The organism is Pseudomonas asiatica, from assembly GCF_040214835.1.
GTDB lineage: Bacteria > Pseudomonadota > Gammaproteobacteria > Pseudomonadales > Pseudomonadaceae > Aquipseudomonas > Aquipseudomonas putida_Z.
Genome location: NZ_CP157874.1, coordinates 4702473 through 4722609, shown reverse-complemented (window position 1 = coordinate 4722609; position 20137 = coordinate 4702473). Strand labels below are relative to the sequence as shown.

Below are 20137 nucleotides of genomic sequence, written 5' to 3'. Positions count from 1 at the left end.
TCAACGGATGTTCACCGCGCCGCCAGGCCAACAGCGGGGGGCAGTAACTGTCATCATCGTGATCGCCCTGTTGGCGATACTGATGATGGCCGCGTTGGTGCTCGATGGCGGTCACATGTTGTTGAACAAGACCCGACTACAGAATGCCGTGGATGCCGCCGCCCTCAGTGGCGCAAAAACCCTGAGCCAGGTAATGGGCGCTGGCAATGCTGCCACTACCGCACGTGATGCCGCGCTCTCTACCCTGCAAAAAAATGCCAGTGCTTTGGGCAACCAGGAGCTGGCAACGGCAATCGGCGGCAACCCTGGCGGGTTTGCGATGGTGGAACTGGCAGACAACGTCTATGGGCCTTTCTCCTTCCCAGGGCCGGCCAATGCCACCTATGTGCGGGTCTCGGTAGCGAATTATTCACTGGCGGGTTTTTTCTGGAGTTTCGCCCAGTCATTCGGTGACGGTGGCGTGGGAGCCAAGCAAGTCACGGCGATTGCCACCGCCGGACCGAGCCCGACCAGCCCATGTGATCTGGCGCCGCTGCTGGTGTGTGGCAACCCGGCTCAATACAACCCCGATGCCGGCATGTTCTGGGGGTATCGCTTTGGTGACCTGGAGGTCTTGAAATCAGCTTCCAAGAACAGCGACCCGATTGGTCCGGGTAACTTCCAGTTGCTCGATTTTGGCTCTGGCGGCAAGACCATTGGCGACCTGATGGCCGGAGGCGGTTCGGTATGCCGCAATGTCGGTGACAATGTCGCCACCAAGCCTGGCAACACGGTTGGCCCATCGGTCAAAGGCTTGAACACGCGCTTCGGTCAGTACTCCGGGTCACTTAGTAGTTCGGACTATCCGCCTGACCTGGTGACGAACTACAGCAACCCGGAAATGAAGTACAACGACAAAACCACGCCTCACCGGGTGGAGCACCAGGGCCAACCTGTCACTTCGAATAATGGCAACCTCTCGGCCGGCGGCACGCCGCTGTTCGACTACAACGACTATGCCGCTCAGACAGCTGCATGTGTCGGAGGTGGAGGGGCGGGGTGCCAGTCGAGCGGGGTTTTTGAGCGGCGGATGCTGAAGATCGTGGTGGGGGACTGCTCGGGCAAGAACTCAGGGGCATCGTCAATTCCAGTCATCGGTTTCGGTTGCTTCTATGTAGTGCAGCCGGCCGACAACTCGGGTGGGGATTCGCAGATCTTCGGCCAGTTCGTCAAGCAATGCGAGGGTGACGGCGTGCCAGGACCTACACCGCAAGACGATTCCGGCCCGCAGATCATCCAGCTGTACAAAACCTTTATCAGTGGCAGTGGCACACCGAGCACCGACTCCTAGGAGCGTGTCATGGAACTTTATCGGCTCAAGCGTGCGCAGCGTCAGCAAGGGGTGGCAATCGTCGAGTTCACCATCACTCTGCCACTGTTGCTCCTGACCTTGCTGGCCTTTGGCGAATTTGGCCGCATGCTCTATCAGTACAACAGCCTGCTGCAGGGCAGCCGGGATGCAGCGCGCTTTGTCGCCAGCCAGGCCTGGAACTCGACCCTTGGCAAGGTCGAGGTGAGCGCCGACCTCGAGTGCATGACCAAGAAAGTGGCGGTGTACGGTGCACCTTCCGCGCCGCCCTGCAGCCTGACCGGGATGCCGGCCAATACCACCGTGCAGGTGGCCAAGGTGGCGGGCACCAACGACCACGTGCAGGTGACCATCAGCGCGGTCTTTTCCCCGCTGATAGCCAGCGGTATTCCGGCGTTTATCGGCAACGGCACGGCACTGAACTTCCCGTTGGTCGCCACCACCGTGATGAGGGCACTGTGATGAAGCGCAGAGGCATGCAGGGCGTTTACGTGGTGGAGTTCGCCATCGTCAGTGCGTTGATGTTCACGCTGCTGTTCGGGGTGCTGGAAATAGGCCGGCTGTACTACACCGTGAACGTGCTGAATGAGTCCGTTCGGCGTGGTGCACGTCTGGCGGCGGTGTGCAATATCAGCGATCCGGTGGTGCTGCGCCGGGCGATATTCAACACTGCGGGCGACAGTGGTGCCAGCAGCCTGCTGGCCGGTCTGGACACCTCGGACCTGACTCTGCGTTACCTGGACAAGAACGGTGCACAGGTCGCCAACCCCGGTGATCTGGTGAGCGCCACCGGGTTTGCCGCTGTCCGCTATGTGCAACTGACGCTGCAGAACTTTCAATTCAGCCTGTTTATTCCAGGGTTTGGCGTGCCCATTACCTTGCCAGTATTCAAGGCGACCTTACCTCGCGAGAGCCTCGGGCGTCATACCGGGGCGGGTGTCGTACCGGAGATCACGCCATGCTGAATCTTAGGGAATCTTCTGTATCCGCAACCTCCATCAAGCCCGGGATGCGTCTGTTGATCAGCAGCTCGGACGCCTTGGCCTTGCGTCAGTTGCAAGAAATCTGTCAGCGCATCTCGGGTCTGGAGGTGAATGTTCGCCAGGTGAGCAATGGGCATTGCGACCCTCTGTACGGGCTGGACCGGATGCCCGATTTCTTGCTGCTGCGCGTTGGCCAGCTGTGGCGTGAGGAGCTGGCGGCCCTGTTGCAACGCCCGGCACATGAGCGCCCGCCGCTGTTGGTGTGTGGCCTGCTGGACGATCGGGAAGGCATGCGCCTGGCGATGCAGGCCGGTGCGCGCGATTTTCTGCCAGAGCCTATCGTTGCCACGGAGCTTATCGCTGCCTTGAACCGTATGGTCATGGAAACCCAGACCAACAGCACGGCAACAGGCAAACTGGTCGCGGTGATGAATGCCAAGGGGGGCTCCGGCGGCACTGTGCTGGCCTGCAACCTGGCGCATCAGCTCAGCCTCAAGGGCAACGCCCTGTTGCTTGACCTGGACCTGCAGTTTGGCAGCGTGTCGCATCATCTGGATGTGGCGCAGTCGCACAGCCAACTGGACGTGTTGCAGCAGATAAAAGAAATGGATGGTGTTGCACTGCGCGGCTTCTGCAGCCATTTCAGCCCGTCCTTGCATGTGCTTGGCAGCCGCGCCAATGAGCTGTGCCTGCCGCAGGATGTCCAGGCCGAACAGCTCGATGCGCTGCTGCAGCTGGCGCGGGCCAACTATGACTGGGTGGTGACGGACTTGCCGCGGCAGATCGATCACATCACCGCTTCGGTGCTGGAGCAGGCCGACCGGGTGTACGTCGTGGTGCAGCAGAGTGTCAACCACCTGCGCGACGCCAGTTCCCTGGCGCGCATTCTGCGCGATGACCTGGGCGTACGCGGCAATCAGCTGGAGGTGGTGGTCAACCGCTACGACAAGGCAGCACCGGTCAGCCTCAAGGATATTGGCGAGGCGCTGCGCTGCACCAATATCGTGAAACTGCCGAATGACTTCAGCGTCATCAACCAGAGCCAGAACACAGGTGTGCCATTAGGTCTGCAAGCACCTCGCTCCGCGATCACCCAGGCGCTGCGTGGGCTGGCCGAGGAATTGGTTGGCAAGCAGGTGGACACTGAAAACGGGCTGTTCAAACGCGCCTTCAAGCGTGTTTTTCGGGGGTGAACCATGCTTAGCGATTTCCGTAACCGTTTGCGCAAACAGGCAGCCACCCCCGAGGCATCGACGCCGTCGAAGCAGGGTGGAGGCGCGAAGGACCCGGCAGAGGCGCTGATGGCGTGGGAACATTCGGCACCGGATGTCCTGTTTGAAACGAAAAGCCAGGTCACATCGGTGGAAGCCGAGTGGCGGGAGAAGACCTATCAGCAACTGCTCAAGGTCATGGACCTGTCCTTGCTCGATTCGCTCGAGCAGGCCGAGGCCGTGCGGCAGATCCGCGATATCTGCCAGCGTCTGCTCGATGAGCATTCGGCGCCGGTGAGCTCTGCCAGCCGCCAGTTGATCATCAAGCAGATCACCGACGAAGTGCTTGGCCTTGGCCCGTTGGAGCCGCTGCTGGCCGACCATACGGTGTCCGACATTCTGGTCAACGGCCATGACTCGGTATACGTCGAACGGTTCGGCAAGTTGCAGCGCACCGATGTGCGTTTTCGCGATGATCAGCACCTGCTGAATATCATCGACCGCATTGTTTCCAGCCTCGGCCGGCGTATCGACGAGTCTTCGCCGTTGGTCGACGCACGGCTCAAGGATGGTTCACGGGTCAATGCGATCATCCCGCCGCTGGCCATCGACGGGCCAAGTATCTCGATCCGCCGCTTTGCGGTGGACCTGCTCAATGTCGACAGCCTGATCCAGGCGGGCGCCCTGACCCCGGCCATCGCCTTGCTGCTCAAGGCGATCGTGCGGGGGCGGCTGAACGTGCTGATCTCCGGCGGCACCGGCTGCGGCAAGACCACCATGCTCAATGTGCTGTCCAGTTTCATTCCCCACAACGAGCGCATCGTCACCATCGAGGACTCAGCCGAGCTGCAACTGCAGCAGCCACATGTGGTGCGCCTGGAAACACGGCCGGCGAACATCGAGGGACGTGGCGAGGTGGGCCAGCGTGAGCTGGTGCGCAACAGCCTGCGGATGCGCCCGGACCGTATCGTGATCGGTGAGGTGCGCGGCGCCGAGGCGCTGGACATGCTGACGGCGATGAACACCGGCCACGATGGCTCGCTGACCACGATCCACGCCAATACCGCGCGCGATGCGTTGGGCCGGGTCGAGAACATGGTTTTGATGTCTGGTGCCACGTTCCCGATCAAGGCCATGCGTCAACAGATCGCATCGGCCATCGATGTGGTGATCCAGCTGGAGCGGCAGGAAGACGGGAAGCGACGGTTGGTAAGCGTGCAGGAGATCAACGGCATGGAGGGTGAAATCATCACCATGACCGAGATCTTCTCTTTTGTCCGCAATGGTGTGGGCGAGCAGGGCCAGGTGCTAGGTGACTTCCGGCCAAGCGGCATGGTCCCAGCGTTTCGCGATTCCTTGGCCAAGCGCGGGATCGAGTTGCCGCTGACGATGTTCAGGCCTGAATGGATGGAGGCTCGTCAGCCATGAGCCAGATACCCGGTGAATTCATCCTGATGTTTCTTGGCATGGTGTTCGTTGCCGTGTTTCTCCTCAGCCAAGGATTGGCAGTGCCAGTGTTCGGCGAGGCGGGCAAGGTACGCAAGCGTATCCGCAGTCGACTTGTGCTCCTGGAGCGGGCAAGTCATCTGCCGAACATGCAGACCGTGCTGCGGCAGAAATACCTGACACGCCTGTCGCCGCTGGAGGCGCGGCTCGAGCAATTGCCCTTCATGGCGACGCTGACTCAAATGATCGAGCAGGCCGGGCATGAGTACCGGGCCTATCGGGTACTACTGCTGGGGTTGGCGCTGGCAGCTGCTGCCGGGATGCTGGCTTGGATGTTCTTTCCTTACTGGTGGCTGGCGCTGGCGGCAGCGTTCGTGGCGTTCTGGCTGCCGCTGCTGAAAATTACCCGTGACCGTGGCAAGCGTTTCGCCAAGTTTGAAGAGGGCTTGCCGGATGCGCTGGAAGCTATGTGCCGGGCATTGCGCGCCGGGCACCCTTTTAATGAAACCCTGCGTCTGGTGGCAGATGAGCACAAGGGGCCGGTGGCGCATGAGTTTGGCCTGACCTTCGCCGATATCAACTACGGTAATGATGTGCGCCGGGCCATGCTTGGCCTGCTAGAGCGGATGCCAAGCATGACAGTGATGATGCTGGTCACCTCGATCCTTATTCACCGTGAGACTGGCGGCAACCTGACAGAGGTACTGGAGCGCTTGAGCAATTTGATACGCGGGCGTTTCCGCTTTCAGCGCAAGATCAAGACAATGTCGGCCGAAGGGCGTATGTCGGCTTGGGTGCTGGTGGCCATTCCCTTCCTGCTGGCGGCAGCGATCATTATCACGAGCCCAAATTATCTGACGATGCTGATCAAGGATCCTACTGGGCAAAAGTTGGTCATGGGGGCTTTTGGCTCCATGTTGGTGGGGATTTTCTGGATTCGTAAGATTATCCGTATCCAGATTTAGGCAGTTCTCGCATGGGGGCGTCGGTCATGGACTATTTGCTCGGTTTATTGAGTGGGGTGACGGACAACGAGGCATTGGCACGCTTGCTGATCGTCGGTGCGATCGGGGTAAGCACGGTCATTGCCGTTATCACTGTGACGTTACTGGTGCAGGGTTTGCAGAGCCCACTGCAGCGTCGTCTTGCACTGATCAAGCGTGATCACTCCAGCGCTGCGGCCGGGCGAGAGGCGCCAGGCAACCTTCAGCTTCTACTGGAGCGGGTTGGTCGGCGCGTTACCCCGTCTACGGATGGGCAGGTGTCGGCTACTCGAACCCTGTTGACCCACGCGGGTTATGGTTCGGCGTCGGCGGTACAGGTGTATTGGGCGGTGCGTTTGCTGTTGCCGTTGCTGCTGGTAGGCGTCTCGCTGTTGGTACTGCCACTGGTTCCAAACCTTTCCCTGATGATGGGCATGGGATTGGTGGCCATGGGAGCGGCCGTCGGATGGCTTCTGCCGGCAATCTATGTCGACAAGCGAAAGAATGCTCGGCAAGGTCGGTTGCGTGCAGCCTTCCCTGATGCCCTGGACCTGATGGTGGTTTGCGTGGAGTCGGGCCTAGCGTTGCCCCAGGCCATCGAGCGGGTGGCTGAAGAAATGTCGGTCAGCCAGGCCGAGCTGGCCGAGGAACTGGCCTTGGTCAATGCACAGATCCGCGCCGGCATTTCCAGTACCGAAGCGCTCAGACAACTGGCGGACCGCACCGGCCTGGAAGACATCCAGGGTCTGGTCAGCCTGTTGGCCCAGAGCATCCGCTTCGGTACCAGCGTAGCGGCCACCTTGCGCATCTATGCCGAGGAGTTTCGTGACCGGCGCATGCAGGCCGCCGAGGAAATGGGCGCGAAAATCGGAACAAAGCTGGTTTTTCCGCTAATTTTCTGTCTGTGGCCAAGCTTTTTTCTGGTTGCCATCGGCCCGGTGATCATCGGGATACTTAAAACGTTCGGGAATCCATGACATGAACAGGATCAGCTTGCTGTTGACCATGATAGCCGTGCTCTCGGGTTGCCAGAGCACTGGGCCAGACTTGAATGGGGTGCGTTCTGTCTACTCCGCTGGCAATTCGGTGCTCTATCAGGTGCAGTCGCAGAGCAACTCGCCCGACCAGGCGATGCAGATGGCTGCTATGGCTTACCAGGCCGGTGACCTGGACCAGGCGCTGTACCAGTACCTGCGCGTCCTCGAGCTGGCGCCCGAACGTTATGAGGCCCTGGTCTGGGTTGGTCGTATCCACCGCGAACGGGGCAATAACCAGCTTGCCGAGATGGCCTTCACCGAGGTACTGAGCAAGGCACCTGAAAACCCCGATGCCTTGACGGAAATGGGCCTGCTGAACCTGTCCATGCGTAAACATGAGCAGGCCAAGGTGATGCTGTTGAAGGCAGTTGCCGTGGATCAGAAACGCTTCGCCAGGGACGCGGCCAACACCCAGACAGGGGCGGCTGCGCTCAGGGTCGACAGCAAGTCACCGCTCAAGGCGTATAACGGGCTGGGGGTGCTCGCGGATCTGGCCGACAACTTCGCCGAGGCGCAGACCTACTACCGCCTGGCCGAGCTCATCGATCCGCGTTCGGCGTTGGTGCAGAACAGCCTGGGGTATTCCTACTACATGGCCGGGCAATGGGCCGATGCCGAGCTCCGGTACAAGCGTGGTGTGAGCTACGACGGCACCTACAAACCGCTTTGGCGCAACTATGGGTTGCTGCTGGCTCGCATGGGGCGCTATGAGGAGGCGGTGTCTGCCTTCGAACAGGTCGAAAAGCGTGCCGAGGCCAGCAATGATGTCGGCTATGTCTGCCTGGTGGAAGGCAAGCTGGATGTGGCTGAGCAGTTCTTCCGCAGCGCGATCGAGTTGTCGCCGGGGCACTATCCCGTCGCCTGGGAAAACCTGAACAGGGTTCAGCAGATTCGGCAGATCCGCCAGCTGGGCGGCGATGTAGCGATGCCCGAGCCGATTGCAGTTGGCCCGGCCGTGCAGGTGACAACCGCGTCGGCGCCCTGATGCCTGACAGATAGCGTAAACGGGGCTGCTACGCAGCCCATCGCAGGCAAGCCAGCTCCCACAGGCACCGCGCAGAATCAGGAGTTGCGCGATCCCTGTGGGAGCTGGCTTGCCGGCGATGGGCCGCAAAGCGGCCCCCAATTGGTCCACTTCACCTGTGGGTGAGCGGTGCTTCAATAGCCAACGCTGCTTGCCCCAACGGATGCGTACTGGCATCGAAGAAATGCAGCACGGTCCCGGGCATATCCCCGAACCTGTCGACAAAATGCTGCTTCTGGTTGATCACCGATGCCTCGCTCAACGGCCTTATGGCAATCGACAGATGCATCGGTCGGGCCTGTCGGATGGCTTCGAGCAGATGCTGGTCACAGCTGTCCAGGTGCAGCCCGAACAGGCATAGCCCCTGGCTTTCCCGCGCCAGTTGCCCCAGGCACCAGCCCAGGTAGTCAGAGTTGCGGATGGCGCGCAGTTTCTCGTCGCTGCGGTCTTCGTTGATGAACAGCGGCACTTCGCCCGGGATGTTCACGGCAAAACCATCGAGCAGTTCGGCGCTGTCGGCGCTGCGTTGGCGGGTGGTGCCGTCGGGCAGCTTGAGCAGGTGCAGGCCGCCATGCAGATGCAGCACCCGCGTGCCTTCGCCGTTGGTGCGGCGCACGTCGAAGAAGCCTTGCTCGTCGAACAGTTCGGCGAAGCCGTGCGGGGCGTGTTGCACGGCCCACGGTAGCAGCAGGTCGTAGTTGCTGGTGTAGACGCTGCGGTAGCCGCGCAGGGCCTGGTTGAGGGTTGCCAGGGTCGTGGCCGGCATGAGTGGCCACGGCAGGTGCACCGTGCGTACGGCGTGTATCAGCGCTTCCTTGATCGAGTAGTAGCGGTTCAGCGGCGCGGTGGAGTTGATGGCCAGCGCGGCGTTGGTGCGCACGGTGGTGTTGAGGGCGCTGAGCACCGGCTCGAACAGTTCCGTACCCAGCGACTTGAACAGTGCCTGGTCGCTCACGGCCAGGCCTTTCTTGCGGCCGGCACGTTGCGCTTCCTCGAACAGCGAGAAGTAGCCGAACGGCTTCCACAGCACGCGGCTGGCGCCGTTGCCCAGCAGCAGGGCGTCGCAAGGGTGGCGGGCGGCGAGTTCCGGCCAGGGGGTGAGGGTAGCGTCTAGTGCGGGCATGCTGGGGTCCGTTGGGTGGAGCGGGAACGGGGGCGACTTTAGCATGTCATGCAAGGTGTGCGAGGGTTGTATCCAGGCAAGGGCCTTGTGTCGGCAATGCCGGCCCCTTCGCGGGCACGCCCGCTCCCACAGGAATCACACTGCCCTTGAATTCAGTGCAGTACCTGTGGGAGCGGGCGTGCCCGAGAAGAGGCCAGAACAGGCAGCGCAAGGTTCACAGAACGATAAAGGACTTATCCATGCGCAATCCCATGTTCAGTTTCTTGGCTTTGACCGCTTTGCTCACTGTATCGGCCGCTTCCGCCAGCAATGGCAAGGCCCTGGCCACCGCCCACGGCATTGCGCACCCGGCGGTGATCGCCCACCGCGGCGCCTCGTACGATGCCCCGGAATCCACCACCCCAGCATACCTGCTGGCCCGCGACCAGGGCGCCGACTACCTGGAACTCGACCTGCAACGCAGCAGTGACGGCGTGCTGGTGGTGGTCCATGACGATGTGCTGTCGCGTACCAGCGATGTCGCCGAGCGCTTCCCGGAGCGAAAGGACAGCCCGGTCAGCGCCTTCACGCTCGCCGAACTGAAGTCGCTGGATGCTGGCAGCTGGTTCAACCAGGCCTACCCGGCGCGCGCCCGGGCTTCTTTCCGCAAACTGCCGATCCTCACCCTGGACGAGGTCATCGACATCGCTGAAGGCAACCCCGAGCGGCACCCCGGGTTGTACATCGAGACCAAGGTCCCCAAGCAGTTCCCGGGTATCGAGCAGGACCTGAAGGCGCGCCTCGCAGCCCGCGGCTGGCTCGACCGGCCAGGCCGTGTGGTGTTGCAGACCTTCGACCGCAACAGCCTGGCGTTGCTGCACGAGGCAATGCCGCAGGTGCCGAAGGTACTCCTGCTGTGGGTGGGGACAAAAACCATCGAGCCCGCTTCCGGGCAGGATTTCGCTGACTCGGGTGAAACCGACAAGGCCGCGTTCTATGCCCGTCAGCAGCCGAAGGACCAGGCAGAATTCCTGCGCTGGCTCGATCAGGCCAGGCAGGGCGGTGCGGTCGGTACGGGGCCTTCTGCCATGCGCACTCATCTGGGCGAACAGAGCTATGCCGACCTGATCCAGCCCTGGATGAACCAGGCCAGCCAGGCGCGGGATTTGCTGGTGCATGCGTACACCCTCGACGAACCGGTGGACTTCGACAAGGCGATGAAGGCGGGTGTCGACGGGATCTTTACCAACCGCACGGGGGCGTTGCTACGGTTCTATCAGCGTCCGGCGGAGCCTGAGGTGGTGATGCTGGAGAGGTTGGGATACTGATGAATGCATGCGTACTGGCACTAGGTTGCTCCTACAAAGGGACCTGCGTCGGATCCTGAACTTGTGCAGGTGTCCTCTCACTGCGACTCCTGTTACGCCAAACCCGATAGGCGCGAATGCCCGCCCGCACCGAGCCGAACAGCAGTTTGTCTTCCATCTCGCGGGCCATCCCCGAGCGCACCAGCATGCGCAGGAAGGTGCCGCGGGCGCGGGCGATGGCGAAGAAGATGCCCTGGGCGGCCAGGGTGTCGCGCACTTCGCGCAGGGCGGCGATACCGCTGACGTCGATGCTGGTTACCGCTTCGGCATCGAACAGCACGGCCTTGGGCTGGTCCTGGCTCTGCACCGCCTCGAGCAGGCGCATCTTGAAGTAGTCGGCGTTGAAGAACAGGATCGCGTCGTCGAAGCGGTACACCACCAGGCCTGGCACGGTGCGGGCATCCTTGTGTTTGCGGATGTCCACCTGGCCTTCGGTGCCCGGCAGCCAGCCCAGCACCGCATCGGTGGGCTGATAGATGCTGTACAGCAGGCGCAGGATCGCCAGGGTCACGGCAAACACGATACCGGGCAGTACGCCCAGGCTCAGCACGCCGACCGTGGTCAGCAGGCACAGCCAGAACTCGAAGCGGCTCAGGCGGCGAATGTGCCCCAGCGACTTGATGTCGATCAGCCCCCAGCCGGCCATCAGCAGCACGGCGCCCAGCGCGGCCTGCGGGATCCACGCCATCGGTGCGGTGAAGAACAGCAGGATCAGGGCGATGACCAGCGCGGCGATGATGCCCACCAGCTGGCTCTTGCCACCGACCATGTCGTTGACCGCCGTGCGCGAGTCTGCGCCGCTGATGGCAAAACCCTGGGAAACGCCGGCAGCCAGGTTGCTTACGCCCAGGGCGACGAATTCGTGGTTGGCGTTGATCGCGTAGCCGTGCCGGGCGGCAAAGCTGCGTGCGGTGAGCATGGCGCTGCAGAAGCTGACGGTGGCGATACCCAGGGCGTCGCGCAGCAGGCTTTTCATTTCTGTCAGGTTACTGTGTGGCCAGGCCAGCTGCGGGATGCCGGCAGGCACCGGGCCGAGAATGGCGACGCCGAAGCGGTCGAGGCCGAGCAGGCCGACCAGCAGCATGAACAACGCCACTACCGTTAGCGCCGCGGGCAGGCGGGGGTAGCGCCGTGGCAGCCAGATCAGCAGGCCCAGTGCGGCGAGGCCGATGAGCAGCGTCACCCAGTGGATTTCCCCCAGGCGCTGGAAGAAGTTGATCAGGCTGAGGATGAAGCCGTCGCCCTCGATCTTGAACCCCACCACCTTGGACAACTGCCCGGCGATCAGGCTCAGGCCGATACCGTTGAGATAGCCGATCAGGATCGGCCGCGAGAAGAAGCTGGCGATGAACCCGGCCCGGGCCACCCCGGCCGCGATCAGCATTACCCCGACCAGCAAGGTGACGATCACCGACAGTTCGGCAATGCGGTGCGGCTCGCCCATGGCCAACGGCGCCACGGCGCCGGCGATCATCGCGCAGGTGGCGGCGTCAGGGCCTACCATCAACTGGCGCGAGCTGCCGATCAGGGCGTAGACCATCATCGGCAGCACACAGGCGTACAGGCCGTACTGCGGCGGCAGGCCGACGATCTGCGCGTAGGCGATGGCAATGGGAATCTGGATCGCCGCCACCGAGAGGCCGGCCTGCAGGTCGGCGTGGAACCACTCGCGGCGGTAGTGCAGCAGGTTGGCAAGGCCCGGTAGCCAGCGGGAGAGAAACATGCGTCGTCCTTTCGAAATGCTTCACGAATCCATCCACGCATTGAAGCGGATCGGCCGGCAAATGGCCATGGGGCAGGTCAAAGGGAGGGGAGAAACGAAAAAAGGAGCCTGGGCTCCTTTTGACAGCGATGACGTTGCGGGAACGCCATGCGGGAATGCGATGTGGAGCGGGTAGAGGGAATCGAACCCTCAACTAAAGCTTGGGAAGCTTTCGTTTTGCCACTAAACTATACCCGCGTTTGCGCAGCACTTTTTACCAGAACCCTCAACGAATTAGAAGCCCAAGTTATAAAAAAGCTTGTCGGCGCCCCCTGGCTTGCGGGTCTCATCCACAGGACGCCGAGCTGCTCAGATGGCCAATGCATGCTGCCCCTGTTTTACCGGCTGGTAACGTTGACGAGGTTCACGCATGGTTGGCTTCAGGAACCCCAGCATGACGCTGCGGGTGTTCTCGCAAGCGGTCTTGTTTTCCATGTCCAGGAAGTGGCCTGCATCGCGGATCACGCTGAAGTGGCTGCGACCCACGTGCTTGCTGAACTGCCGCGCATCTTCGACCGTGGTGTACTCGTCACGGTCGCCGTTGATGAACAGCACCGGGATGTCGATATTGCGTGCACCATCCAGCGCCCGCTCCAGGTCATGTTGCAGCACCTCGTTGATGTGGAAGTGCATCTGCGCGTACTCGTGGCTGTCCAGGCTGCTGACGTGGCGGTAGTTGAAGCGCTTGAACAGTGACGGCAGGTGCTTGCCGATGGTGTCGTTGACCAGGTTACCGACCTGATAGCGGTCGCAGGCGGCCAGGTACTGGCAACCACGGTCCAGGTAGTCCCGCATCGGTTCGTTGATCACCGGCGAGAAAGAACTCACCACTGCCTTCTTCACGCCCCGCGGCTGGTGCGCCAGCGCCAGCAGCGTACTTGCGCCACCCCACGAGAACGACATCACGTGGTCTGCCTGGAAGTGCTCGATCAGCTCGAGGAGAATATGCGCTTCGGTCTCCTTGCTGATAAAGCGTTCCTGGCGATTGTGCGGCTTGGATTTGCCCGCGTATGGCTGGTCGAACAGTACTACGTTGAACTGCGGGTGCAGGTTACGTACCGTCTGTGCGAACGAGGCCGTGGTGGCCAGCGAGCCATTGATCAAAATGATCGTATTCTCGGCCGCATCCGCGCGATAGAACTCCGTGTAAACCCGATACTGACCTTGGATATCAAGTACAGCGATTTCTGGCCTCATGTCATCGACTCCTGGCGCAAAAAGGGTATTCGCGTCACCTAGGGTGCACGTTCTTTATGACAGGTAGGCATTTGCCTGAAGAGATACCGGGGGGCCCTGTGTCGATCCTTGGCACTTGCGTCGACGGTATTGTTTTTGGCGGGCAATTTGCCGTGCCCCAAGGCATCAAGGCCCTGGGTGGCCGGCAAAAGGTGTCTTCGACTGCGGGTGTGACTTGGTAGTCACATGCAGACTGACGATTTGGATTCAAGCAGTGGGTCGGGGATCCCGCAAGTGCCGTTCGGGGGAAAATGTGACTTTTGTCGCTGAGCGGTCGTATGACGACCCTGATCTGTCTGTTCCGGCCTCTTCGCGGGCTCGCCCGCTCCCACAGGGGTAACTCCAGCCCGGAGGCCTGTGGTGTACCAGTGGGAGCGGGCGAGCCCGCGAAGAGGCCGGAACAGCCAACCTAGACCGTGGCTATTTCATCCGCCGTCAGCTCACGAAACGCCCCTGGCGCCAACCCCGGGTCCAGCCGGATCGCCCCCATGCTCTCCCGATGCAACCCCACCACCTTGTTGTCGAAATGGCCGAACATGCGCTTCACCTGGTGATAGCGCCCTTCGACGATTGCCAGCCGCGCCTGGCGCGGCCCGAGGATGTCCAGTTGGGCGGGCAGGGTGGTGAGGTCTTCGAAGGCGAAGTAGAAGCCCTCCAGGAACTTGGCCACATAGTGCTCGCCAATCTCGTCCTCGGTTTCCACCAGGTAGTGCTTGGGCAGCTTGGTCGCGGGTTGGGTAAGCCGCCGTGACCATTGGCCATCGTTGGTCAGGATCATCAGGCCGGTGGTGTTGAAGTCCAGGCGCCCGGCAATGTGCAGGTCCTCACGCAACGCGGCTGGCAGCAGGTCGAGCACGGTGCGGTGTTGCGGGTCCTGGGTGGCGCTTACGCAGCCAGCGGGCTTGTGCAGCATCAGGTAGCGCGCCGGGCGGCCAGCCTGCAGCAGCTGGTTGTCCAGCTCCACCCGGCTGAATTCACGCACCTCGGCCAGCGGGTCGCTGACCACCTGGCCATCCACCCGCACGCGGCGTTGCGCCAGCATCAGGCGGACTTGCTGGCGGTTGTGGCTGGGCAGGTTGGCGAGGAAACGGTCGAGGCGCATGGCAAACGGTCAGTCGGAGGCGGGGGAGCGAAGTTGTTCTTCGACGGCGGCGCAGCGCGGGCACAGGCAGGCTTTGTCTCGCAGATCGGCGGGCAGGGCCTCGAGCACGGCAGGGTCGATGGTCACGCTGTAACACCAGCAGGCCTGGGTGGCCCGGAGCGGGTCGGCCAGGCTGCACTGGTTGAGGGCGCCACAAGCGGGGCAGTGCTGGTTGTCGGGCATGGCTGCCGCTCACCTGTATCAAATTGTTGCAGAAATGGCACTGCACCTTGGCGGCACTGTCTTATTCAATGTCGATGATCGCATTTCGCATCGATGCTCGCCAGCGCCGCTGTTCGGGCACTCCAGCGGTCCAGGAGGCCGCCATGTCCTATCGAATCCTGTTGATCGCCCTGCTGGGGCTGATGACTTCCGCCTGCGTTCCGTACTACGAGAGCGGGGGCTATTACCGGTCGGACCACTACTACTCCGACCGTTATGTATCACCAGATTATTACCGCTATGACCGCTATTACGTAACGCCGCAACAGCGCTATTACTACCAGCCGGCGCCGCGCTACTACTACCGCTCGGCGCCAGCGCCTCACTACCGGTCTCATCCACAGCCGGGGATGAAGCAGTGGCATGGCAACCCACGCTATGACTATGGCAACCGCCAGCGGTATGACTATGGGCGCGACCGGGACCGTCATGATTATCGCGGTGGCAGCCAGCGCTACCAGCAGAATGACCGTTGGCACTCCAACGGGCGGGGGGATGGTGACCGGCGCGGGGACGGGCGGCGTGGGCATGGGCAAGGAGGGAACTGGCAGCGGTAGGTGAATTGAAAATCGGGGGCGCGGTGCGCCCCTTTCGCGACGCAAGGCCGCTCCCACAGGGGACCGCGATCCGCTTGTAGGAGCGGCCTTGTGTCGCGATGGGCTGCAAGGCAGCCCCAACTTCTCGAAGCTACCCGAGATCCGCCAGCGGATGCCGCCCCTCCCACACCTTGGCAAAATGCGCCTCCACCACCGCCGCCGGCACTTGCGCCACATCGGGCCAGTGCCAGTGCGGCTGGTTGTCCTTGTCCAGCAAGCGCGCACGCACGCCTTCGCTGAATTCCGGGTGGCGGCAGCAGTTCAGGCTCATGCTGTACTCCATCTGAAACACCTGCGCCAACGACAGGTGGCGTGCCCGGCGGATCTGTTCCCACACCAGGTGTGCGGTCAGCGGGCAACCTTCATGCAACCGTTGGCCGGCATCTGCCAGCAGCGGGTCGTCGTGGTGCTTGAGCCCCTCCAGCGCACGCCAGGCGGCGGCTGCGTCGGCCACATCGAGCAATTGATCGATTACCTGTCGCCGCGGCAGCCACTGGGCATCGGGCAACTCGGCGCAGGCGCGGTGCTGTTCGGCCTTGAGCAGGCTGTTCAGTTGCAGGGCAGTCTGTTCCTGCCAGTTCAGTTGCAGCAGTTCTTCGATCAGCGCCTCTTGCTGGTACTCACCCAGAAAGCGGTCGGCCAGGCCCAGGTCCAAGGCGTCGTGGGCATTGATCGGCGCGCCTGTCAGGCCGAGGAACAACCCCAGCTTGCCCGGCAGGCGGGCAAGGAACCAGCTGGCGCCCACGTCCGGGTACAGGCCGATGCTGATTTCCGGCATGGCCAGCCGACTGCTGGGGGTGACGATACGTACATTGGCGCCCTGCAGCAGGCCCATGCCGCCGCCCAGCACATGCCCGTGCCCCCAGCACAGCAGCGGCTTGGGATAGATGTGCAGGGCAAAGTCCAGGCGATATTCTGCGGCGAAGAAGGTGGCGGCCAGCGGGGGTACGCTGCCGGGGTGGTCGCGGCAGGCTTGCACCAGCGCACGCACATCACCGCCGGCACAGAAGGCCTTGGCACCGTTGCCGCGCAGCAGCACGCAGACGATCCCTGGGTCGCGAGCCCAGGCGTGCAACTGTTCGCCCAATACCTCGATCATCGGCAGGTTCAGGGCATTGAGCGCCTTGGGCGCATCCAGGGTGGCGATGCCGATGCGGGCGCCATCGGCGCCGGTGAGTACCTCGCAGTGAATGGTCATGGACTACCTCGCGCAAGTCATCGGACAAGTATGGCTTGCCTGGCCGAACATGCCGGTCGTCGGTCGGATCGTTTGACAAGCGGGAAGGGCTTACCTAGTGTCGCGCCATTGTTTATGGAAGGCCCCATGACTGACGACGATCGCATCAAACTCGAACCCAGCTGGAAGGCCGCCTTGCGCGCCGAATTCGACCAGCCCTACATGCATCAGCTGCGCGAGTTCCTGCGCGGCGAGTACGCCGCCGGCAAAGAGATCTACCCGCCAGGGCCGCTGATCTTCAATGCGCTCAACTCGACGCCGCTGGACCAGGTGAAGGTGGTCATCCTCGGCCAGGACCCGTACCACGGGCCGGGCCAGGCGCATGGCCTGTGCTTCTCGGTGCAGCCGGGCGTGGCCACGCCACCGTCGCTGGTCAACATCTACAAGGAGCTGCAGCGCGACCTGAACATCCCGATTGCCAACCATGGCTACCTGCAGAGCTGGGCCGAGCAGGGCGTGCTGTTGCTCAACACGACCATGACCGTGGAGCGCGCCAATGCCGCGTCGCATGCCAAGAAGGGCTGGGAGTTCTTTACCGACCGGGTCATCCAGGTGGTCAGCGAGCAGTGCCCGAACGTGGTGTTCCTGCTGTGGGGCTCGCATGCGCAAAGCAAGCAGAAGCTGATCGACGGGACCAAGCACCTGGTGCTGAAATCGGTGCACCCATCGCCGTTGTCGGCTTACCGTGGGTTCCTGGGGTGCGGGCATTTCAGCCGGACCAACAGTTTCCTACAGCAGCGCGGGCTGGCGCCGATCAACTGGGCGTTGCCACCGTTGTGATCACCTGAAAGAACGCGTTGCCTGCTTCGCGGGTGAACCCGCTCCCACAGGTACTGCACCGCCCTCAAGGCAGGTGCTATCCCTGTGGGAGCGGGCAAGCCCGCGAAGCAGGCGACGCGATTATTCCGAGTTGGTGTTCCACACCCGGAACAACGGCTCTGCCAGAAACAGCACGAACAACAAGCGCATCACCTGCAGCGCCGTCACCAGCGGCACCGACAGTTGCAGGGTCTCTGCCGTCAGGCTCATCTCGGCAATTCCGCCCGGCATCATCCCCAATGTCAGCGAGCGCAGATCCAGTGCGGTCATCACGCTCAATACCCAAGCGGCGCTGCCGGCAATCGCCATGCACAACGCCGTGGCCACCAGGGTACGCCCCAGGAACGACGGTGCGCGGCGGAAGAACGCGCGGTTGAAGTGGCAGGCCAGGCCACTGCCGATCAACCACTGGCCGATCTGGCTGGCGCCATTGGGCAGGGTTATCTGCAGGTTGCCCGCCAGGCTCACGGTGGCTGCCACCAGCAATGGCCCGAACAGCCACGGGTTGGGCTGGCGCAAGCGCTGCCAGAGCAGGGCGACGGCAACGCCCAGCGGCGCAATCAGCGCCAGCCAGCCCCAGCTCACACTGCCGGTGTGATTCAGCGGTACCCCGTCACCCAGCAGGAACTTGAACAGCGCCGGCACGCACAGTACTACCGCCAGCACGCGCAGGCTCTGCGCCGCCGCTACCTGGCTGAGCACCGCGCCGTTGCGCGCGCCAAGGTTGACCATCTCCCCCGAACCGCCCGGCATGCTGGCAAAGAACGCCGTGGCACGGTCTTCACCGGTGCGCCGCAACAGCCATACGCTGATCACGCTGGACAGGGTGGTGAACAGCGCGCCGAAGAAGATCAGCGCGAAATGGCTGGCCACCTGCTCGATCACCGCCGGGGTGAAGTGCAGGCCGATACCGATGCCGATGATCCACTGCCCGCATTTGCGACCATTGGGGATTTCCGGCAGCTGCCAGGGTGTCAGGCAGCGTACCAGGATGATCGCCAGCAACGAGCCGACCATCCACGGCAAAGGCCAGCCGACCTTGCTGGCGGCAAAACCGCCAGCGAGGCCGACCAGCCCGGTCGCGACAAACAACGGCAACGAGCGATCAGGCATCGGCCATCGCCCGGCGCTGCTGGCTGCGTTTGCGCCAGATGCGCAGCAGCGGCAGGGTCAGCATGCAAATGGTCAGTACCCATACCGACATGCTGATCGGGCTCGACCAGAGGATGCCCAGTTCGCCGTTGGAGATCGACAGCGCCCGGCGCAGGTTCTGCTCCATCAGCCCACCGAGGATGAAACCGAGCAGGATCGGCGAAAGCGGGAAGTCCAGCTTGCGCAGGATATAGCCCATGATGCCGATGCCGACCATCAGGAACAGGTCGAAGGTGGTGGCATGCACGGCGTACACCCCGATCCCCGTGATGATGGCGATCACCGGCACCAGCGCCCAGTTCGGCACGGCGAGGATGCGGGTGAAGATGCGGATCATCGGGATGTTGAGGATCACCAGCATGATGTTGGCGATGAACAGCGAGGCGATCAGGCCCCAGACGATGTCTGGCTGCTGTTCGAACAGCAGTGGGCCCGGGGTGATGTTGTACAAGGTCAGTGCGCCGATCATTACCGCGGTGGTGCCCGAGCCGGGTACGCCCAGGGTCAGCATCGGTACCAGGGCGCCACAGCAGGAGGCGCCGATGGCGGTTTCCGGGGCGGCCAGGCCGCGGGCGTCGCCCTTGCCGAACTTGCCCTTGTCACCTGCCAGGCGTTTTTCGGTCATGTAGGCCACGGCGCTGGCCAGTGTTGCACCGGCGCCAGGCAGCACACCCATGATGAAGCCCAGCAGGCCGCAGCGGATGTTGACCACGAATACAGAGGCCGCTTCCTTGAAGTTGAACAGCATGCGCCCGGTGGCCTTGATCGCCTGGTGGCCATGGTGGGTCTTTTCCAGCAGCAGGAGGATTTCGCTGATGGAGAACAGGCCCAGCACCAGCACCACGAACTGGATGCCGTCGGCCAGATGCACACTGTCGCCGGTGAAGCGGTACACGCCACTGTTGGCATCGATGCCGACTGCCGACAGGAACAGGCCGATCAGTGCGGCAATGAAGGTTTTCAGCGGCTTGTCGCCGGCCATGCCACCGAGGGCGACGATGGCGAACACCATCAGCACGAAGTACTCCGCCGGGCCGAAGGCGATTGCCCATTTCGCCAGCAGCGGGGCGAACAGCACCATGCCGCAGGTGGCGATCAGCGCACCGATGAACGAACTCCAGGCCGACAGCGACAGCGCTACGCCAGCCAGGCCATTGCGGGCCATCGGGTAGCCATCGAGGGTGGTCATCACGGTCGAGGCTTCGCCGGGGATGTTAAGCAGGATCGAACTGATGCGCCCACCGTACTCACAGCCCAGGTACACCGCCGCCAGCAGGATCAGCGCCGACTCCGGCGGCAGGCCGAGGGCGAAGGCGATGGGGATCAGCAAGGCCACGCCGTTGATCGGGCCCAGGCCCGGCAGCAGGCCGACCACGGTGCCGATCAGCGTGCCGGTGAGGGCGGTGACCAGGTTGTAGGGGGACAGGGCGACGCCGAAGCCCTGGCCCAGGTAGCTCAAGGTATCCATGTG

The 20137-nt window shown here is 62.6% G+C and carries 19 protein-coding genes and 1 tRNA gene; 11 read left to right on the top strand and 9 right to left on the bottom strand.

Annotated elements, in window-relative coordinates; translation table 11 throughout:
- Positions 1 to 7: 7 nt before the first annotated feature.
- Genes ABNP31_RS21045 through ABNP31_RS21010 form a run of 8 tightly spaced genes read left to right on the top strand, consistent with a single transcriptional unit; the run spans position 8 to position 7993 of the window.
- Positions 8 to 1330: a TadE/TadG family type IV pilus assembly protein gene (locus ABNP31_RS21045; RefSeq protein ID WP_350012731.1), complete on the top strand. Its 1323-nt coding sequence runs from the start codon at positions 8 to 10 to the stop codon at positions 1328 to 1330.
- A 9-nt stretch (positions 1331 to 1339) separates the two neighbouring features.
- The gene (locus ABNP31_RS21040) at positions 1340 to 1810 is read left to right on the top strand and encodes a TadE/TadG family type IV pilus assembly protein (RefSeq protein WP_075046194.1); all 471 of its coding nucleotides are present in this window, start codon (positions 1340 to 1342) and stop codon (positions 1808 to 1810) included.
- Positions 1810 to 2313: a TadE/TadG family type IV pilus assembly protein gene (locus ABNP31_RS21035; RefSeq protein ID WP_286100493.1), complete on the top strand. Its 504-nt coding sequence runs from the start codon at positions 1810 to 1812 to the stop codon at positions 2311 to 2313. Before ABNP31_RS21040 ends, ABNP31_RS21035 begins: the two co-directional genes overlap by 1 nt.
- Positions 2307 to 3524: an AAA family ATPase gene (locus ABNP31_RS21030; RefSeq protein ID WP_350012730.1), complete on the top strand. Its 1218-nt coding sequence runs from the start codon at positions 2307 to 2309 to the stop codon at positions 3522 to 3524. Before ABNP31_RS21035 ends, ABNP31_RS21030 begins: the two co-directional genes overlap by 7 nt.
- Before the next feature lie 3 nt (positions 3525 to 3527).
- Positions 3528 to 4970: a CpaF family protein gene (locus ABNP31_RS21025; RefSeq protein WP_286100491.1), complete on the top strand. Its 1443-nt coding sequence runs from the start codon at positions 3528 to 3530 to the stop codon at positions 4968 to 4970.
- The gene (locus tag ABNP31_RS21020; protein ID WP_075046191.1) at positions 4967 to 5953 is read left to right on the top strand and encodes a type II secretion system F family protein; all 987 of its coding nucleotides are present in this window, start codon (positions 4967 to 4969) and stop codon (positions 5951 to 5953) included. The genes ABNP31_RS21025 and ABNP31_RS21020 overlap by 4 nt, the downstream gene beginning before the upstream one ends.
- Positions 5954 to 5979: 26 nt before the next feature.
- On the top strand, positions 5980 to 6948 hold the full coding sequence (locus tag ABNP31_RS21015) for a type II secretion system F family protein (protein ID WP_075047036.1): 969 nt from the start codon (positions 5980 to 5982) through the stop codon (positions 6946 to 6948).
- Position 6949: 1 nt separating this feature from the next.
- A complete protein-coding gene (locus ABNP31_RS21010; RefSeq protein ID WP_350012729.1) occupies positions 6950 to 7993 on the top strand; it encodes a tetratricopeptide repeat protein in 1044 nt (347 codons plus the stop codon).
- Between the two features lie 151 nt (positions 7994 to 8144).
- On the opposite strand, the gene ABNP31_RS21005 is transcribed toward ABNP31_RS21010, so the two are convergent.
- Positions 8145 to 9155 (bottom strand): DUF4917 family protein, encoded by a 1011-nt coding sequence (locus ABNP31_RS21005; protein WP_350012728.1) that lies wholly within the window; start codon positions 9153 to 9155, stop codon positions 8145 to 8147.
- Between the two features lie 239 nt (positions 9156 to 9394).
- Here ABNP31_RS21005 and ABNP31_RS21000 point away from each other — a divergent pair, with 239 nt between their 5' ends.
- Positions 9395 to 10462, top strand: a complete 1068-nt coding sequence (locus tag ABNP31_RS21000; protein WP_238066875.1) for a glycerophosphodiester phosphodiesterase family protein — start codon at positions 9395 to 9397, stop codon at positions 10460 to 10462.
- A gap of 31 nt (positions 10463 to 10493) precedes the next feature.
- On the opposite strand, the gene ABNP31_RS20995 is transcribed toward ABNP31_RS21000, so the two are convergent.
- The 5 genes from ABNP31_RS20995 to ABNP31_RS20975 all read right to left on the bottom strand — a co-directional run bounded on the left by ABNP31_RS20995 (position 10494) and on the right by ABNP31_RS20975 (position 14823).
- Complete coding sequence (locus ABNP31_RS20995) at positions 10494 to 12224, bottom strand: SulP family inorganic anion transporter (protein ID WP_350012727.1); 1731 nt, start codon at positions 12222 to 12224, stop codon at positions 10494 to 10496.
- 163 nt (positions 12225 to 12387) lie between these two features.
- Positions 12388 to 12461: transfer RNA gene (locus ABNP31_RS20990), tRNA-Gly, on the bottom strand.
- A gap of 111 nt (positions 12462 to 12572) precedes the next feature.
- Positions 12573 to 13460 carry a (R)-3-hydroxydecanoyl-ACP:CoA transacylase gene (gene phaG, locus ABNP31_RS20985; RefSeq protein ID WP_238066874.1) on the bottom strand — a complete coding sequence of 296 codons (888 nt, stop codon included), beginning with the start codon at positions 13458 to 13460 and terminating at the stop codon, positions 12573 to 12575.
- Between the two features lie 448 nt (positions 13461 to 13908).
- Positions 13909 to 14601, bottom strand: a complete 693-nt coding sequence (locus tag ABNP31_RS20980) for a pseudouridine synthase (RefSeq protein ID WP_350012726.1) — start codon at positions 14599 to 14601, stop codon at positions 13909 to 13911.
- Positions 14602 to 14610: 9 nt separating this feature from the next.
- A complete protein-coding gene (locus tag ABNP31_RS20975) occupies positions 14611 to 14823 on the bottom strand; it encodes a cysteine-rich CWC family protein (protein WP_085664353.1) in 213 nt (70 codons plus the stop codon).
- A gap of 143 nt (positions 14824 to 14966) precedes the next feature.
- Here ABNP31_RS20975 and ABNP31_RS20970 point away from each other — a divergent pair, with 143 nt between their 5' ends.
- Positions 14967 to 15419 carry a hypothetical protein gene (locus ABNP31_RS20970; protein ID WP_025340441.1) on the top strand — a complete coding sequence of 151 codons (453 nt, stop codon included), beginning with the start codon at positions 14967 to 14969 and terminating at the stop codon, positions 15417 to 15419.
- 130 nt (positions 15420 to 15549) lie between these two features.
- Here ABNP31_RS20970 and ABNP31_RS20965 read toward each other — a convergent pair whose 3' ends face one another.
- A complete protein-coding gene (locus ABNP31_RS20965) occupies positions 15550 to 16656 on the bottom strand; it encodes an enoyl-CoA hydratase/isomerase family protein (RefSeq protein WP_350012725.1) in 1107 nt (368 codons plus the stop codon).
- A 126-nt stretch (positions 16657 to 16782) separates the two neighbouring features.
- Here ABNP31_RS20965 and ung point away from each other — a divergent pair, with 126 nt between their 5' ends.
- A complete protein-coding gene (ung, locus tag ABNP31_RS20960; RefSeq protein ID WP_025340439.1) occupies positions 16783 to 17475 on the top strand; it encodes a uracil-DNA glycosylase in 693 nt (230 codons plus the stop codon).
- 120 nt (positions 17476 to 17595) lie between these two features.
- Here the strand turns inward: ung and ABNP31_RS20955 are convergent, their stop codons facing one another.
- Complete coding sequence (locus ABNP31_RS20955) at positions 17596 to 18627, bottom strand: AbrB family transcriptional regulator (protein WP_085590287.1); 1032 nt, start codon at positions 18625 to 18627, stop codon at positions 17596 to 17598.
- The gene (locus tag ABNP31_RS20950) at positions 18620 to 20134 is read right to left on the bottom strand and encodes a tripartite tricarboxylate transporter permease (RefSeq protein ID WP_350012724.1); all 1515 of its coding nucleotides are present in this window, start codon (positions 20132 to 20134) and stop codon (positions 18620 to 18622) included. The genes ABNP31_RS20955 and ABNP31_RS20950 overlap by 8 nt, the downstream gene beginning before the upstream one ends.
- Positions 20135 to 20137 lie beyond the last annotated feature (3 nt).

Bases quoted from the DNA above. Each gene is read 5' to 3' on its own strand.
- ABNP31_RS21045 (WP_350012731.1), top strand. From the start codon at position 8: ATGTTCACCGCGCCGCCAGGCCAACAGCGGGGGGCAGTAACTGTCATC.
- ABNP31_RS21040 (WP_075046194.1), top strand. From the start codon at position 1,340: ATGGAACTTTATCGGCTCAAGCGTGCGCAGCGTCAGCAAGGGGTGGCA.
- ABNP31_RS21035 (WP_286100493.1), top strand. From the start codon at position 1,810: ATGAAGCGCAGAGGCATGCAGGGCGTTTACGTGGTGGAGTTCGCCATC.
- ABNP31_RS21030 (WP_350012730.1), top strand. From the start codon at position 2,307: ATGCTGAATCTTAGGGAATCTTCTGTATCCGCAACCTCCATCAAGCCC.
- ABNP31_RS21025 (WP_286100491.1), top strand. From the start codon at position 3,528: ATGCTTAGCGATTTCCGTAACCGTTTGCGCAAACAGGCAGCCACCCCC.
- ABNP31_RS21020 (WP_075046191.1), top strand. From the start codon at position 4,967: ATGAGCCAGATACCCGGTGAATTCATCCTGATGTTTCTTGGCATGGTG.
- ABNP31_RS21015 (WP_075047036.1), top strand. From the start codon at position 5,980: ATGGACTATTTGCTCGGTTTATTGAGTGGGGTGACGGACAACGAGGCA.
- ABNP31_RS21010 (WP_350012729.1), top strand. From the start codon at position 6,950: ATGAACAGGATCAGCTTGCTGTTGACCATGATAGCCGTGCTCTCGGGT.
- ABNP31_RS21005 (WP_350012728.1), bottom strand. From the start codon at position 9,155: ATGCCCGCACTAGACGCTACCCTCACCCCCTGGCCGGAACTCGCCGCC.
- ABNP31_RS21000 (WP_238066875.1), top strand. From the start codon at position 9,395: ATGCGCAATCCCATGTTCAGTTTCTTGGCTTTGACCGCTTTGCTCACT.
- ABNP31_RS20995 (WP_350012727.1), bottom strand. From the start codon at position 12,224: ATGTTTCTCTCCCGCTGGCTACCGGGCCTTGCCAACCTGCTGCACTAC.
- phaG (WP_238066874.1), bottom strand. From the start codon at position 13,460: ATGAGGCCAGAAATCGCTGTACTTGATATCCAAGGTCAGTATCGGGTT.
- ABNP31_RS20980 (WP_350012726.1), bottom strand. From the start codon at position 14,601: ATGCGCCTCGACCGTTTCCTCGCCAACCTGCCCAGCCACAACCGCCAG.
- ABNP31_RS20975 (WP_085664353.1), bottom strand. From the start codon at position 14,823: ATGCCCGACAACCAGCACTGCCCCGCTTGTGGCGCCCTCAACCAGTGC.
- ABNP31_RS20970 (WP_025340441.1), top strand. From the start codon at position 14,967: ATGTCCTATCGAATCCTGTTGATCGCCCTGCTGGGGCTGATGACTTCC.
- ABNP31_RS20965 (WP_350012725.1), bottom strand. From the start codon at position 16,656: ATGACCATTCACTGCGAGGTACTCACCGGCGCCGATGGCGCCCGCATC.
- ung (WP_025340439.1), top strand. From the start codon at position 16,783: ATGACTGACGACGATCGCATCAAACTCGAACCCAGCTGGAAGGCCGCC.
- ABNP31_RS20955 (WP_085590287.1), bottom strand. From the start codon at position 18,627: ATGCCTGATCGCTCGTTGCCGTTGTTTGTCGCGACCGGGCTGGTCGGC.
- ABNP31_RS20950 (WP_350012724.1), bottom strand. From the start codon at position 20,134: ATGGATACCTTGAGCTACCTGGGCCAGGGCTTCGGCGTCGCCCTGTCC.